The sequence below is a fragment of the Haloferax elongans ATCC BAA-1513 genome (assembly GCF_000336755.1).
GTDB classification, from domain to species: Archaea; Halobacteriota; Halobacteria; order Halobacteriales; family Haloferacaceae; genus Haloferax; species Haloferax elongans.
The window spans coordinates 13,524-29,077 of the sequence record NZ_AOLK01000011.1 but is presented as its reverse complement, the minus strand read 5'-3'; the positions used below and the strand labels follow the sequence as shown (position 1 = coordinate 29,077).

Genomic DNA, 15,554 nt, shown 5'->3' with positions numbered 1-15,554 from the left:
GAATGGCTCGCAGTCGGTCTCGTCGTCCTCCTCGTGGTTGCACTCGTGGTCGCACTGTTCGACCGAGAACTCCTCTTCGAACTCGCCGTCGAGGTGCTCGACTGAGGCGAAGGTTGCGTCGCCGAAAGAATTTAATAGGGACGCTGTTGTACTCATTCGCAACTATGGCGACTCGCAGCACCCTCGCCACTTTTGCCCCGCTGCGAGCCGCTGCTGTCCGACGACGACGACCGGCCCTTTAGGGCCAGTATCATCATATCCTTCGGGACACGTCGAATTTGCTAATCTTCCTTTTTCGTGGCTATAGACATCTCTACCCCTTAATTTCATAATCTAAATGCAAAGAATTTATTTAGCTATCCACGTCACAAACAGGTACATGAAGAAAGTCGCACTCGCGTTCTCGGGCGGACTGGACACAACAGTCTGCGTTCCGATTCTCGAAGAAGAGTACGGATACGACGAAGTAATCGGCGTCACGGTCGACGTCGGCCAGCCAGAAGAAGAGTTCGAGGAAGCCTACGAAACCGCAGAGGCGCTCGGTCTCGACCACTACGTCATCGACGCGAAACAGGAGTTCGCACAGCTCTGTCTCGACTCGGTCTGCGCCAACGCGGACTATCAGGGCTATCCGCTCGGTACGGCGCTCGCGCGCCCGGTCATCGCACAGGCGATTCTCGACCTCGCACAGGAAGAGGGCTGTGACGGCATCGCCCACGGCTGTACGGGCAAGGGGAACGACCAACTCCGCTTCGAGGCCGTCTGGCGCGCCTCCGACCTCGAAGTCATCGCGCCCGTCCGCGAGATGGGCATGACCCGCGAGTGGGAAATCGAGTACGCCGCCGAGAAGGACCTACCCGTGCAGGGCGGCAATGAGGGCGTCTGGTCCATCGACACGAACCTCTGGAGCCGTTCCATCGAGGGCGGCAACCTCGAAGACCCCAGCTACGTCCCGCCGGAAGACATCTACGAGTGGACCGACCAGCCCACCGGTGAGACGGAACTCGTCGAAATCGAGTTCGAAGATGGCTACCCCGTCGCCATCGACGGCGAGGCGATGGAACCCCTCGAACTCATCTCGCATCTCAACGAGAAGGCCGGTTCCTACGGCGTCGGCCGCACGGACATGATGGAAGACCGCATGCTCGGCCTGAAGGTGCGCGAGAACTACGAGCACCCGGCCGCGACGACGCTTCTGAACGCCCACAAGGCGCTCGAAGGCCTCGTCCTCACGAAAGAAGAACGCGACTTCAAGGCCACCGTGGACAACGAGTGGTCCCAGAAGGCCTACGAAGGCCTCATCGACGCCCCGCTCGTGGGCGCGCTGAACGCGTTCCTCGAAACGACCCAAGAGCGCGTCACGGGCACCGTGACCATCAAGTTCGAGGGCGGACAGGCCCGCCCGGTCGGCCGCGAGTCCGAGTACGCCGCCTACTCCGAGTCCGCCGCCTCCTTCAACACGGAGACGGTCGACGGCATCGAGCAGGCCGACGCCACGGGCGTCGCCAAGTACCACGGCTTCCAGGCGCGTCTGGCAAACCAGAGCGCAGCACAGAAAGAAAAGCCCGAACTCGCCGCCGACGGCGGCAGCGAAGAGTAAGATGACAGGCGAGGACGGCGACTCCGAGAGCGTCATTCGCCGGGACCGCTTCAGCGGCGGCCCCGCCCGCGGGTTCATGTCGAGCCTCGCGTCCGACGAGCGCATCTTCGAAGCCGACCTCGCCGTCGACCGGGCGCACGTGGTGATGCTCGCGGCACAGGACATCATCGAGTCCGACGTTGCAAGCGAGATTCTCGACGCGCTGGACGAGGTCGAGACCGCTGGCCACGACTCGCTTTCCGGCGGCGAAGACGTCCACGAAGCCATCGAGGCCGCCGTCATCGACATCGTCGGTGTCGACGGCGGGAAGATGCACACCGCGCGTTCGCGCAACGACGAGGTGGCGACCTGTATTCGCTACCGCCTGCGCGAAGACGTGCTGGAGGCGCTCGACGCCGCGCTCGCCCTGCGCGAGTCGCTCGTCGAGACAGCCGCCGAGCACACCGAGACGGTGATGCCCGGCTACACGCACCTGCAACCTGCCCAACCCACGACGGTTGCGCACTTCTTGCTCTCGTACGAGCGAGCGGTCGCCCGCGACTGCGCCCGCCTCGTCTGCGCGTACGAGCGCATCAACCAGTCACCCCTCGGGTCGGCCGCCTTCGCGGGCACGCCCTTCGACGTGAACCGCGAACTCGTCGCCGACCTGCTCGGCTTCGACAGCGTCATGGAGAACTCGATGGACGCCTCCGCGACCCGCGACTTTCTCGCGGAGACGCTGTCCGCACTCGCCACGCACGCGGTCACGCTGTCAGGACTCGCCGAAGACCTCGTCGTCTTCTCGAACAAGGGACTCGTCGACCTCTCCGACGACTACTCCTCTACGTCGTCGATTATGCCGCAGAAGAAGAACCCCGACACGATGGAACTCGTCCGCGCCGTCGCGGGCGACGCTGTCGGGGAACTCACCGGCCTGTTGACGACGCTGAAGGGACTGCCCCGCGCGTACAACCGCGACCTGCAACGCGCGCACAACCACACGTTCCGCGCGGTGGACGACGTGACCGAAGCGGCCGCCGTGGCCGCTGGGGCAGTCGCCTCCGCGACGTGGCCCGAAGACGAATTGGCGGAGGCCGCGGGCGAAGGGTTCTCGACGGCGACGGGCGTCGCCGACCTGCTGGCGATGGCCGGGCTGCCGTTCCGCACGGCCCACGAAGTCGTCGCCGAAGCGGCCGCCCGCTCCTCGGGAACCCCCGACGTGGCAACACTTGACGCCGTCGCTACGGACGTATTAGGTGAGTCACTGTATACACACGTGAGCGAAGCGGCCGTCAACGCAGCGCTGGACCCCACCGAGAGCGTCGCCAGTCGCGACTCCCTCGGCGGTCCCGCCCCCGTCGCCGTCGAGGCGACGCTTTCGACGGCCCGTGACGAACTCGAAGCCGACGCTGCGGCGGTCGCCGACGCCCGCGCCTCGCTGGCGGCGGCCGCCGAGCAACTCGACGAAGAGGTATCGAACTATGTCTGAGAACGCGACCCGCAGCTCCGGCCTGCCGCGACCGCCGCGAGCTGTTGCTCCGCGACGACCGCGACGAGCGGTTTCGGTCCCGCGACGACCGCGAACCGAACCGCGACCGCGACCACGACCGCGCCCGACGCTGGGGACGGCCCGACCGGTCCCGTCCCCGGTGTTGGGTGAGGCTGGCAACCGAGCCCGACGCGTCGTTCGACCGACCACCAGTGTCGGTCGATTCGCCCGATAACCACCGAGAGACGCTTCTTTACACTGTTTTTTGCTTCGTAAATTTCGACGGATTTAATACCCATCACCGTCCAGAATCGGGTGTAATGAGCGACACCATCACTGCGGAAGACCCGCTGACCGGCGAAGAAATCGAGCTGCCGTCCGACGTGGAAGTCGGCGAGATTATCGACAGTCCCGCGACGGGGACGGAACTCGAGGTCGTCTCCCTCGACCCCGTGACACTGGAAGAAGCACCTGAACTCGAAGAGGACTGGGGAGAGTAAGCGTGAATATTGGACTGCTCTATTCCCGGATTCGCCGCGACGAGAAGTTGCTTCTCAACGAGCTTCGCGACCGCGGTCACGAGGTGACGAAGATAGACGTGCGGAAAGAGCAGTTCGACCTCTCTGAGCCACCGGCGGCGTTCGACGACGTGGACATCGTCGTCGACCGCTGTCTGGCGACAAGCAGGAGCCTCTACATCACGCGCTTCCTGCAGTCGTACGGCATTCCCGTCGTCAACTCCCACGAGACGGCCGACATCTGCGCCGACAAGGCGAAAAACAGCCTCGCACTCGCAGATGCGGGTGTCCCCACGCCGAACACGAAGGTCGCGTTCACCGTCGACTCCGCGATGGACATCGTCGAGGAGTTCGGCTACCCCTGCGTCCTCAAGCCCGTCGTGGGCTCGTGGGGTCGTCTGATGGCGAAAATCGACTCCGAGGCGGCCGCCGAGGCCATCCTCGAACACAAAGCGACGCTCGGCAACTACGAGCACAAGGTGTTCTACATCCAGGAGTTCGTCGAGAAGCCCGGCCGCGACATCCGCGTGCTGGCTATCGACGGCGAGCCCATCGCCGCGATGACCCGCTCGTCGGACCACTGGCTCACCAACGCCGCGAAGGGCGCAGACGCCGAGGCATTCGAACTCGACGCCCGCGCGAAAGAACTCGTACAGCAGGCGTCCGACGCAGTCGGCGGCGGTCTGCTCGGTATCGACCTCATGGAGACAGGAGAAGACTATACCGTCCACGAGGTCAACCACACCGTCGAGTTCAAGGCGCTCAACGAGGCCGTCGACGTGGACGTGCCCGCGACAGTCGTCGATTGGCTCGAATCGAAGGTCGAAGGCGAAAAGACGCTCGCGGAGGCCTCCCTATGACCGAGCAACTCACCGCGGGCGTCGTCGGTGGCTCCGGGTTCACTGGGGGCGAACTCCTTCGCCTCCTCGATGGCCACCCGAACTTCGAGGTCGAACAGGCCACGAGTCGCTCCTACGAGCGCAAGACCGTCGGCCACGTCCACCCGAACCTCCGCCACCTCGACCTCCGCTTTACGTCGCCTGCGGACCTCGAATCCGTGGACGTCCTCTTTACCGCGACCCCTCACGGCGTCTCGATGGAACACATCGATGCATTCCAAGAGGCCGCAGGCACCGTCGTCGACCTCTCTGCTGACTTCCGCCTCTCCGAGGAAGCGCAGTACGACGAGTGGTACGACGGCCACATCTGTCCCGAATACCTCGACAAATCCGAGTATGCGCTTCCCGAGCTGAACCGCGAGAACCTGCCCGGTGCTGACCTCATCGCGGCAGGTGGCTGTAACGCGACGGCGACGATGCTCGGTCTCAAGCCCCTCTTCGACGCCGAGATTCTCTCCGGTGACGAACAGGTCGTCGTCGACGTGAAAGTCGGCTCGTCGGAAGGCGGCGCGGGCGCGAGTAAAGCGTCCTCGCACGCAGAACGCTCCGGCATCGTCCGGCCCTATGCACCAACCGGACACCGCCACGAAGCCGAGATTCAGGAGTATCTGGGCCTCTCGGTCTCGTTTACCGTCCACGCCGTGGACATGGTTCGCGGCGCGGCGGCGACCTGTCACGTCTTCCCCGACGACCCGGTCTCGAAAGGTGACATGTGGAAATCGTTCCGCGGCACCTACGGCGACGAGCCGTTCATGCGCACCGTCGCTGGCGGCGGCGGCGTCTATCGCTACCCCGAACCCAAGTCCGTTGCAGGTACCAACTTCGGCGAAGTCGGCTTCGAAATCGACCCGACGAACGGCCGACTCGTCGTCTTCTCCGCCATCGACAACATGATGAAAGGCTCCGCCGGGCAGGCAGTCCACGCGGCCAACATCGCACTCGGACTGGAGGAGACCGCCGGATTGGAATTCACCGGTCTCCACCCGGTCGGCTCACCCTGAGCGCATCGTCCCCGAACATCCCCCAGACTGACCACCTCTCGAACCACATCGACAATGACAGACTACACACGTGAGGAACTGCTCGCGGCACACGAACAGCTCGTCGACAACGACAAAAACCTCGTTACGGATGGCGGCTCTGAACCGCCGGTCGTCGTCAAAGTCGGCGGCGCGAAGGCCGTCGACCCGGAAGGAGCCGTCAACGACGTGGCCCACCTCGTCGCCAACGGCACCGACGTCGTCGTCGTCCACGGCGGTTCGACAGCCGTCGACGAGACGCTCGAAGAACTCGGCGAGGAACCCACCTACGTCGAATCGCCCTCCGGCGTCACCGGCCGCTTCACCGACGAGCGCACCATGGACGTCTTCTCGATGGTGATGCCCGGCAAGCTCAACACCGACCTGACGGCGCTGTTCCGCGAGGCCGGTGTCGACGCGCTCGGCCTCTCGGGCGTCGATGGCGGTCTCCTCACCGGCCCGCGCAAATCGGCAGTTCGCGTCGTCGAAGACGGCAAGAAGAAAATCAAGCGCGGCGACCACTCCGGGAAGATTACCGCGGTCAACACAGACCTCCTCGAAACGCTTCTCGACGGCGGCTACACGCCTATCGTGACGGTTCCGATGCTCGCAGACGACGGCGTCCCGGTCAACGCGGACGCCGACCGCGCCGCCGCAGCAGTCGCGGGCGCACTCGGCGCGAGACTCGTCGTCCTCACCGACGTGAAAGGTGTCTACGAGGACCCCGACGACGAATCGACGCTCATCGAGACGGCCGACACGCCTGACGAGTTCGCGGCCCTCGAAGACGCCGCTGAAGGGTTCATGACGAAGAAGGTCATGGCCACGAAGGAAGCACTCGACGGCGGGGCCGCCGAAGTCGTCGTGTCCGACGCGAACCTGAACGACCCCATCACCACCGCACTCGACGGCGGCGGCACGCACGTGACGCCCGGCGCGCTCGTCGAGACAGAGACGACGGAGGCCACACAATAATGTCCGGCTTCGTCTTCAACGAGAAACCCATCACCATCGAATCCGGTGAGGGTGCGTACCTCTACGCTGACGACGGCACCGAGTACCTCGACTTTGGCGCGAGTTACGCCGTCGCGGCGCTCGGCCACTCCCACCCCGCCGTCACCGAGGCAATCCAAGCGCAGGCTGCCAAACTGACCTACGTGCAGGCGTCGTATCCCGTGGAGGTTCGCACCGAACTCTACGAGAAGCTTGCGGCGCTCGCACCCGGCGACATCGAGAACGTCTGGCTCTGTAACTCCGGGACCGAGGCCAACGAGGCGGCGATGAAGTTCGCCCGCTCGGCGACCGGACGCGAGAAAATCGTCGCCACTAAGCGCGCCTTCCACGGCCGTACCCTCGGGTCGCTCGCACTCACGTGGAAACAGAAGTACAAGAAGCCCTACGAGCCGGTCGCAGGCGGCGTCGAGTTCGTCACCTACGGCGACGCCGAAGAACTGGCCGAAGCCGTCGACGACGAGACAGCCGCCGTCTTCCTCGAGCCCATTCAGGGCGAAGGCGGCATCAACCCGGCCACGACCGAATATCTCCAGACCGCCCGCGACCTGACCGAAGACGCGGGCGCAGCGCTCGTCTTCGACGAGATTCAGACCGGTATCGGCCGCACCGGGACGCTCTGGGCCTGCGAACAGGCCGGTGTCGTCCCCGACATCCTCACGAGCGCGAAGGGCATCGCCAACGGCCTTCCCCTCGGCGCGACGCTCTGTGCCGACTGGATTGCCGACGGCGCGGCCTCTCACGGCTCGACCTTCTCGGGCGGTCCCGTGGTTTGTGCTGCCGCCAACGCCACCCTCGACACCATCGTCGAGGAAGACTTGCCCGGCCACGCGGGCGCGGTGGGTGAGTACCTCACGAGCGAACTCGAAGCGGCCGTCGAGGAACACGACCTCCCGGTTCGCGACGTTCGCGGCGATGGCCTGATGGTCGGCGTCGAAGTCAAACGCGGCGCGAACCGCACGCTCAAGCATCTCGCGCTGTCCGAACAACTGCTCGCGCTCCCTGCCGGACGTTCCGTCGTGCGCTTCCTCCCGCCGCTGATTATCGAGGAAGAACACGCCGACCGCGCGGTAGACGCGATGACGAACGTGTTGTCATGAACGCCGGAATCGACCACGACGCCACAGGAGAGGGCGACTCGGCAGCACACACGGATGCACCCGCGGAACTGACCGCCGGGAGCGACTGGGCCGACGCGCGCGAACTCCTCTACGACATGGTCTCGACGCCCTCGGTCTCGGGCGACGAGGAGGCCGCCGCCGAGGTGCTGAAGGCGTTCTTCGAGGCCCACGACCGCGAGGTCTGGATAGACGAGGTCGGCAACGTCCGCGCACCTGCCGACGACTCGGTCTTACTGACCTCGCACATCGACACCGTCCCCGGAGACATCCCCGTGACGGTCGAAGACGGGGCGCTCTGGGGGCGCGGCAGCGTGGACGCGACTGGCCCACTCTGCTCGATGGCCGCCGCGGCCGTCGAAACCGGTGTCTCGTTCGTCGGCGTCGTCGGCGAAGAGACAACCTCGCGCGGCGCGTGGCACCTCGTCGAAGACCGCGAGGAACCCGACGCCGTCGTCAACGGCGAACCCTCCGGCTGGGACGGCGTGACCCTCGGCTACCGCGGGTTCCTCTCGGGGACCTACGTTGCGACGAGCGAGTTGGGACACTCCTCGCGCCCCGAGGACAACGCCATCCAGTCGGCCGTCGCGTGGTGGTCGCGCGTGGCCGACTTCTTCGACGAAGACCGCGACGGCGTCTTCGACACGGTGACGACCAAACCCGTGAACTTCGACGGCGGCCCCACCGAGGACGGCCTCGCGGTCGAAGCGACCGTGGACGTGCAGTTCCGCGTCCCGCCGCGTCTCAGTATCGACGACGTGCGCGAAGTCGCCGAAGGCGAACTCACTCGCGGCAGCGTCCACTGGAACAAGCCCATCCCGCCCGTGATGATGAGTCCGCGCACGGACGTCGCACGGGCCTTCCGCGTCGCTATCCGCGGTGTTGGCGACACGAAGCCACGCTTGCTCCGCAAGACTGGCACCAGCGACATGAACATCTTCGCCGGGACGTGGGACTGCCCGATGGCGACCTACGGCCCCGGCGATTCCGACCTCGACCACGCGCCGAACGAACACCTCGAACTCGACGAGTTCGACGACGCAATCGACGTGCTGGTCACCGTCTGCGAGCGTCTCGCGGACGACTGAGGCATCGACTCGACAGGAGACACGATTACCACAATGCTCGAAACGACACACTTCATCGACATCGACGACATCAGCGCATCGGAGTTAGACCGCGTTCTTTCCCGTGCCGCCGCCATCAAGGCCGGCGACGACGAGACGCGACTGCCCCGAACGACGATGGCGATGCTCTTCGAGAAGCCGAGTACGCGCACCCGTGTCTCCTTCGAGACCGGCATGACCCAACTGGGCGGCCACGCGCTCTTTCTCGGCCCAGAAGACATCCAACTCGGACACGGCGAACCGCTCTGTGACACCGCCCGCGTGCTGGGTCGCTACGGCGACACCATCATGGCCCGTCTGTTCGACCACGACGACCTGCTGGAAATCGCCGAACACTCCACGGCACCAGTCATCAACGGCCTGACCGACGACGCCCACCCCTGCCAGACGCTCGCCGACCTGCTCACCATCCGCGAGCACGTCGGGTCGTTCGAGGAGGTGCAGGCCGCGTGGGTCGGCGACGGCAACAACGTCGGCCAGTCGTTCGTCCTCGGCTGTGCCATGGCCGGTATCGACCTCACGGTGGCGACGCCACCGGACTACGCGATGGACGACGAAGTCATGGAGCGCGCCGCCGACCTCGGACAGGCACCGACGGTCACGACCGACCCCGAGGAAGCTATCGACGGAGCCGACGTGGTCTACACCGACGTGTGGATTTCGATGGGCCAAGAGGACCAACGCGACGAAAAGCTCGAAGCGTTCGAGGGGTTCCAACTGAACGAGGACCTGCTCGACGGGACCGACGCGCAGGTCATGCACTGTCTGCCCGCCCACCGCGGCGAGGAGATTACCGGCGACGTGCTCGAAGGCGAGCAGTCGCTCGTCTGGGAGCAAGCGGAGAACCGCCTGCACGCCCAGAAGGGACTCATCGTCGAGTTGCTGGAAGAATAGTCGGTCGGAGCGGCGATTCCTTTTGCAGCCAGTTTAGAAGACGCGCTCGACTGCGGGGTACGCGACTCCGAGCGCAGCACCGTAGACGATGTGACCGACGAGGCTCGTCGTGCTCACGTTCGGCAGCGGCGGGTTCGCGGGCGACCCGACTGCGCTCAGCCAGACGGGCATCACGAGAACGGCGAGAACGACCCAGAGAACGATGCCGTAGCCGACGCCGAGGCCGAGTGACTTCGGTGTCGAGTCGAGGTCAACGACGCCAGCGACCCCTGCGAACGCGACCCCGAGGACCGCGCCGTGGGCGACGTGGATACTGAATCCGGCGGCACCGCCCATCAGGGTGTACATCGACGGGATAGCGACTTCGAGAACCGGGCGCATCTGTACGACCATCATCGCGCCCATGACGACGGCGGCGACCGCGCCAGCGACGACGCCCGCTTGCCAGTCCGCGTCGAGTGTCGATTCGGTTCGTGAGGTGGCAGTGTCTGTTGCCATGTAGCCGGACGTTCACGAGAGCGCGACAAAATGCTCTCTCGGACGGGCATCGCGGTCGCAACGCGGAGATACGATTAAGTAGGGTGTGTCAAGTGGGGGGTCCCCCTCCGAGGTTTTTAACCGGATGGCGACCGAGAATCGGTCGTGTCCCACGCAGACGACTCCCGCGACGAGGCCGACGCCGGGAGGACGTGGCGATTCTTCCCCTACGACGAGCCGTATCCGAATCAGGAGGCGGCGATGTCGGGAATCGCCGACGCGCTCGACGAGGAGCGAAACGTCCTCCTCGAAGGCGCGACCGGGACGGGAAAGACCATCTCGGCGCTCGTGCCCGCCCTCCAGTACGCCCGCGAACGCGACAAGACGGTCGTCATCACGACGAACGTCCACCAGCAGATGCGCCAGTTCGTCGCCGACGCCCGGCAGATAACGCGAACCGAGCCGATTCGCGCCGTGGTGTTTCGCGGCAAATCCTCGATGTGCCACATCGACGTGGGCTTTCAGGAGTGTCAGACCCTCCGCGACACCACCCGAAGCATCGTCGAAAAGGAGTCGGACAAATCCGAACTCTCGGAGCAGGCCGACCTCCTCTTGGACCAGATGCGCGAGGGTGACTCGAACGCCGCCGACGCCAGAAGTGCCGTCACCGACGAACTCGACCGCCTCGACGAGGAGTTAGACGAGTTGCAGGAGGGCAACTACTGCGACCACTACTACAACAACCTCACGCGGAACACAGACGAGTTCTTCCAGTGGTTGTTCGACGACGTGCGGACGCCCGACGAGATTTTCGAATACGCCGGCAAGCAGAATTTCTGCGGCTACGAGTTGCTGAAGGAGGGCATGGAGGGCATCGACCTCGTGGTCTGTAACTACCACCACCTGCTCGACCCGATGATTCGCGAGCAGTTCTTCCGGTGGTTAGACCGCGAACCCGAGGACATCATCACGGTGTTCGACGAGGCCCACAACATCGAAGGCGCCGCCCGCGACCACGCGAGTCGCGCGCTCACGGAGAACACCCTCGAAAGCGCGATGAACGAGTTAGAGGGCGTCGAGGACTCGCGTGCCGAGAGTGCCCGCAACGTCGTCGGAAGCTTCCTCGACGCCCTCCGTGAGAGCTACGACGAGGCGTTCGGCTTCGGCGAGCGCGAACAGGTCGGCGAGAACTGGTACGACCTCTCTATCGCCAACAAAAACCGCCGTGACGACCTGACGCTCACGTTCCTCCAGTCGTACGAGGGCCGCGGCATCGACGTGGAAGTCGAACTCGCGTTGCAGTTGGGCAAGCGTCTCGACGAGCAGTACGAAGAGGAGTACAAAAACGGCGACGCGACCACGCGCAAGGAGTGTCAGACGTTGCAGGCGGCGAACTTCATCGCCGACTGGATGGAGATGGGCGGCGAACTCGGCCGCCATCCGATGCTCTCGGTACGGCGCGACGGCGGCACCGACGAAATCTACGGCCGCGCCGAACTCTACACCTGCATCCCGCACGACGTGACGAGCGAACTGTTCGAGGAAGTTCACGCGAGCATCCTGATGTCGGCGACGCTCCGCCCGTTCGACGTGACCGAAGAGACGCTCGGTCTCGACGACCCGGTGACGATGGCCTATGGCCTCGAATATCCCGAGGAGAACCGGCGGACGTTCGCCGTTTCGTTGCCCGCGCTGTTCTCGTCGGAGCGCGACGACACGGGCACACAGGAGACTATCGAGCAGTTGCTTCTCGATACCGCGCGGTTCACGCCGGGGAACACGCTCGTGTTCTTCCCGTCGTACGCGGAGGCAGAACGCTACCACGAGCGGTTGCGCGCGAATCCGCAGGTCGACCACACGCTCTTTCTCGACGAGCCGGGCGTCCGCGCCGAAGAGGCCCGCCAAAAGTTCGTCGGCAACGACGACGCGGTCCTCCTCACGTCGCTGTGGGGGACGCTCGCGGAGGGCGTGAGTTTCGACGGCGACGACGCGCGAACCGTTCTCGTCGTCGGGGTTCCGTACCCACACCTCTCCGAGCGGATGGAGGCGGTACAAGACGCCTACGACCGAATCTACCGCGGGAAGCGAGATGCAGGGTGGCGATACGCCGTCGAGATTCCGACCATCCGAAAGACGCGGCAGGCGCTCGGCCGGGTCATCCGCGCGCCGGACGACTACGGGGTTCGTATCCTCGCCGACAAGCGCTACACCCGTGAGAGTTCGTCGATGGGGAAATACGGCGTTCGCGGGTCGTTCCCGGTCGAAGAGCGCTCGGAGATGGTCGACATCACGCCGAAGAAACTCAAGTTCGCGATGCTCAACTTCTACAACGACCACGACGCCTACGACGGCGACCCGCCGCGGCCGTAACTGCAGGGTTCAGTTCACGAGTTCTCGAACCGTCTGCAGCCCGACGAAGCGAGGGACTCGTGTCACGTACTGTTCGTACTCCTCTCCGTATTCGTTGCGAAGGTGTGGCTCTTCAGCGACGGGCAGCAGGAAGACCCAACCGATGTGCGCCGCGGCGAGCACCGTGACGAAAAGCGCGTTCGAAAGCAGCGCGAATCCGGCGGTTCCGATAATCATGCCGACGTACTGCGGATTCCGACTGTAGGCGTAGGGACCGCCCGTGTAGAGGTCGCCGGTGACGCCGCGAACCTCGTCGGACTGCATCACGTTGGCCCCGCGGACGAAGATGCCCGCACCGAGTGCGGTGAGGAGTCCTCCGACGACGAGCGAGGACGGACGCGGCAAGAGCCACGTATTCCACTCGAGAATCGCGACGAGGAGGGTCGAGACGTTGAACACGCCGACGAGCGACCAGTGAAGGTGGTACGCCCACGTCTTGTCGCCCGGTGGCCACCACTGTCGGTCCGTGGTGAGCGTGACTGCCAATATGAGGTAGACTCCGCCAGCGGCCAACAGGCCTGCGACGAACGCGACCAGCGAGAGGGTCGAAAGAACTTCCATAGCGGTTCGTAGACGAGTCTGCGAAATACGCCCGCTGCCGCACTCGTGGGGGCGGTTTTTATATGCGGGACCGAACCGGTGGCGCGCAAGCACCCCGGTACCGCCGTGTGGTTCTTACCTCTTCGAACCAACACATACCCGATGAGTGCGACCCCTCCCGGACCGAAAGGCGTCCCGCTGTTCGGCGCGAGTCGGCAGTACGCCCGCGACCCGTTTAGTTTCCTGACGGCGGTTGCGGACGCCTACGGCGACGTGATTCACTTCGACCTCGGACCGCTGGACACCTACATGCTCACGAACCCCCGCGACATCGAGCGGGTGCTCGTGAGCGAGGCGTCGCGGTTCCGAAAACCGCAGTTTCAGGACCAAGCAATCGGCGACTTGCTCGGTGACGGTCTCCTCATGAGCGAGGGCGAGACGTGGCAAACACAGCGTCGACTCGCCCAGCCAGCCTTCGACATGCGCCGTATCTCGACTATGGCGGGGATGATGACCGACCGAACCGAGTCGATGCTGGCCGACTGGCACGACGGCGACGTGGTGGACATCCAGTTGGAGATGACTCGACTGACCGTCGAGATAATCGTCGACGCGATGTTCGGGAGCGACCTCGACGACGAGCGAATCCGCCGTCTGCAAGAGCATCTCGAACCGCTGGGTGCCCGGTTCGAACCCGACCCGATTCGGTTCCTCACGCCCGATTGGGTGCCGACGAGAGAGAACCGCGAGTACAAGGAGGCGCTGTCGGTGCTCGAAGACATCATCTGGGACCTCGTCGAGGAGCGCCGCGGGACCGAGTACGGACCCGGCCCGGCGTCGTCGGTCGCCGACGACTCNCCAGCCGATGGACCTCCTGTCGATTCTCCTTCGCGCCTACGACCGCGGCGAACAGACCGACAAGAACCTCCGCGACGAACTGATGACGATGCTCTTGGCGGGCCACGACACTACCGCGCTGACGCTCACGTACGCGTGGTACCTGCTTTCGCAGCATCCCGACGCGGAGGCGAAACTGCACCGCGAGGTGGACGAAGTGCTCGGCGGTCGCACGCCCACCTTCGAGGACGTGCGGCAGTTGGAGTACACAGAGCGCGTCCTGAACGAGGCGATGCGGCTGTACCCGCCGGTGTACGTGATGTTCCGCGAACCCAAAATCGACGTTCGAATCGGTGGCTATCGCATCCCCGAGGGCTCGGCGCTCATGCTCCCACAGTGGGTTGTCCACCGCTCGGAGCGCTGGTGGGACGACCCGCTCGAATTCGACCCAGACCGCTGGACGCCCGAGCGGGCCGCCAACCGACCGAGTTTCGCGTACTTCCCCTTCGGCGGCGGGCCGCGTCACTGTATCGGCAAACACCTGTCGCTACTCGAAGGTCGTCTCATTATGGGAACGATTGCGCAGCGATACGAACTCGAATACATCCGCGACGAACCGTTCTCGCTTCGCGGGTCGCTGACGATGCACCCGCAGGAACCGATTGGGATGCGACTGCAGGCGCGCGAGAAGCCGTAGCTCAGTCTCGACCTCGACTCCCCAAAAAACCCGTTTCAGGCTGGAAGCGAAATCGACGCCGCCGTCTCGCGGAACTCGGCGTCGTAGAGGTCGAGTTGCGAGACGGTCCACTCGACGGGGTCGATGTCGTGGCTAGCTAGCGACCGGGCGTCTGCAATAGAACCACCGCGGGCGAGCGTCACGTGCGGGGTGTAGTCGTCGCCTTCGAGTCCGTCGACAGCGCCGAATTCGTCGACGAGGCGTTCGTGCAGCGACAGGAGTCCCGGACTCTCGACGGCGAGATAGACGACGGGCGCACTTCCACGAGGCGGGTCTTCGAAGTACTCGACGCCCGTGATGCGTGCCTCGAAGGCGGGCGCTCCTCGAAGTGCCTCGTGGAGACGAGTCCGAAGATGGTCGTAGTCGGTCTCCTCGAAGCGCTTGCAGACCAGCGTGTGACGGTCGCGAACCCGGTCGAACGGAGCGAGGTACGGGAAGAGGTCGGACGCGACCCGTGCAACCTGTCCCGGAATCGGGACGTTCAGACTGTACACGACCGTTTTTCACACGAAAGATACAAATGGATATCGACGTCCGACAATTTCTGTCATCTAATTCACACGGGTGTTAGATTCGGTCGAGGAGCCAGAGGACGATGAGGACGACGACGACCAAACCGAGAATCGGCCGGAATGGCCCGAGAAGGGCGGTAAACAGGCCGAGTACCTCCCCAAGTATTTCGAGTGCCAGCCAGACGACGGCGAGAACTAACACGAGTTTCAACAGGTCTTCGACTTCGATACCGCCGTAGTCAGGTCTCATGGTCGGGGGTCGAACGGACGGAGGCAAATACTTGGTGGCCACACTGGCGCAGTGCGCCAGTGCCAACGCCGAGACAATCCCGAAACATCTCACGATTCCGACGCCGACAGGCGGGTAGTTTTTGTCGCCGCCGATGCTA

General features: G+C 64.5%; 15 protein-coding genes and 1 pseudogene. 11 read left to right on the top strand and 5 right to left on the bottom strand.

Annotated features, from left to right (window positions below):
* Positions 1–379 precede the first annotated feature (379 nt).
* Both C453_RS02425 and argH read left to right on the top strand, forming a co-directional pair.
* Positions 380–1,600, top strand: a complete 1,221-nt coding sequence (locus C453_RS02425; RefSeq protein WP_008322504.1) for an argininosuccinate synthase — start codon at positions 380–382, stop codon at positions 1,598–1,600.
* A 1-nt stretch (position 1,601) separates the two neighbouring features.
* The gene (gene argH, locus C453_RS02420) at positions 1,602–3,068 is read left to right on the top strand and encodes an argininosuccinate lyase (RefSeq protein WP_008322502.1); all 1,467 of its coding nucleotides are present in this window, start codon (positions 1,602–1,604) and stop codon (positions 3,066–3,068) included.
* On the opposite strand, the gene C453_RS02415 is transcribed toward argH, so the two are convergent.
* A complete protein-coding gene (locus tag C453_RS02415; RefSeq protein ID WP_008322500.1) occupies positions 3,059–3,367 on the bottom strand; it encodes a hypothetical protein in 309 nt (102 codons plus the stop codon). The two genes, argH and C453_RS02415, sit on opposite strands and share 10 nt — an antisense overlap.
* Positions 3,368–3,388: 21 nt before the next feature.
* Between C453_RS02415 and lysW the strand changes: the two genes are divergently transcribed.
* From lysW to argF, 7 genes are read left to right on the top strand one after another with little or no spacing between them, the layout of a single operon-like run.
* Entirely contained in the window at positions 3,389–3,568 is a 180-nt protein-coding gene (gene lysW, locus C453_RS02410) for a lysine biosynthesis protein LysW (protein ID WP_008322498.1), read from the top strand.
* A 2-nt stretch (positions 3,569–3,570) separates the two neighbouring features.
* On the top strand, positions 3,571–4,446 hold the full coding sequence (gene lysX, locus C453_RS02405) for a lysine biosynthesis protein LysX (RefSeq protein ID WP_008322497.1): 876 nt from the start codon (positions 3,571–3,573) through the stop codon (positions 4,444–4,446).
* Entirely contained in the window at positions 4,443–5,486 is a 1,044-nt protein-coding gene (argC, locus tag C453_RS02400; RefSeq protein WP_008322496.1) for an N-acetyl-gamma-glutamyl-phosphate reductase, read from the top strand. The genes lysX and argC overlap by 4 nt, the downstream gene beginning before the upstream one ends.
* Before the next feature lie 54 nt (positions 5,487–5,540).
* A complete protein-coding gene (locus C453_RS02395) occupies positions 5,541–6,479 on the top strand; it encodes an acetylglutamate/acetylaminoadipate kinase (protein WP_008322495.1) in 939 nt (312 codons plus the stop codon).
* Positions 6,479–7,615: an aspartate aminotransferase family protein gene (locus tag C453_RS02390; RefSeq protein ID WP_008322494.1), complete on the top strand. Its 1,137-nt coding sequence runs from the start codon at positions 6,479–6,481 to the stop codon at positions 7,613–7,615. Before C453_RS02395 ends, C453_RS02390 begins: the two co-directional genes overlap by 1 nt.
* Positions 7,612–8,721, top strand: coding sequence for a [LysW]-lysine hydrolase (locus C453_RS02385; protein WP_008322493.1), 1,110 nt, complete (start codon positions 7,612–7,614; stop codon positions 8,719–8,721). Before C453_RS02390 ends, C453_RS02385 begins: the two co-directional genes overlap by 4 nt.
* A 33-nt stretch (positions 8,722–8,754) precedes the next feature.
* Positions 8,755–9,654, top strand: coding sequence for an ornithine carbamoyltransferase (gene argF / locus C453_RS02380; protein WP_008322492.1), 900 nt, complete (start codon positions 8,755–8,757; stop codon positions 9,652–9,654).
* A gap of 33 nt (positions 9,655–9,687) precedes the next feature.
* Here argF and C453_RS02375 read toward each other — a convergent pair whose 3' ends face one another.
* Positions 9,688–10,152: a DUF6789 family protein gene (locus C453_RS02375; protein ID WP_008322491.1), complete on the bottom strand. Its 465-nt coding sequence runs from the start codon at positions 10,150–10,152 to the stop codon at positions 9,688–9,690.
* A 144-nt stretch (positions 10,153–10,296) separates the two neighbouring features.
* On the opposite strand from C453_RS02375, the gene C453_RS02370 reads away from it, so the two are divergent.
* Entirely contained in the window at positions 10,297–12,501 is a 2,205-nt protein-coding gene (locus C453_RS02370) for an ATP-dependent DNA helicase (protein WP_008322490.1), read from the top strand.
* A 9-nt stretch (positions 12,502–12,510) separates the two neighbouring features.
* Here C453_RS02370 and C453_RS02365 read toward each other — a convergent pair whose 3' ends face one another.
* Entirely contained in the window at positions 12,511–13,101 is a 591-nt protein-coding gene (locus tag C453_RS02365; RefSeq protein ID WP_008322483.1) for a methyltransferase family protein, read from the bottom strand.
* Between the two features lie 141 nt (positions 13,102–13,242).
* On the opposite strand from C453_RS02365, the pseudogene C453_RS02360 reads away from it, so the two are divergent.
* Positions 13,243–14,614 (top strand): annotated as a pseudogene (locus tag C453_RS02360) (cytochrome P450).
* Between the two features lie 35 nt (positions 14,615–14,649).
* Here the strand turns inward: C453_RS02360 and C453_RS02355 are convergent.
* Positions 14,650–15,147 carry a 2'-5' RNA ligase family protein gene (locus tag C453_RS02355; protein ID WP_008322475.1) on the bottom strand — a complete coding sequence of 166 codons (498 nt, stop codon included), beginning with the start codon at positions 15,145–15,147 and terminating at the stop codon, positions 14,650–14,652.
* Positions 15,148–15,220: 73 nt separating this feature from the next.
* Positions 15,221–15,415 (bottom strand): DUF7554 family protein, encoded by a 195-nt coding sequence (locus C453_RS02350; RefSeq protein WP_008322474.1) that lies wholly within the window; start codon positions 15,413–15,415, stop codon positions 15,221–15,223.
* Positions 15,416–15,554 lie beyond the last annotated feature (139 nt).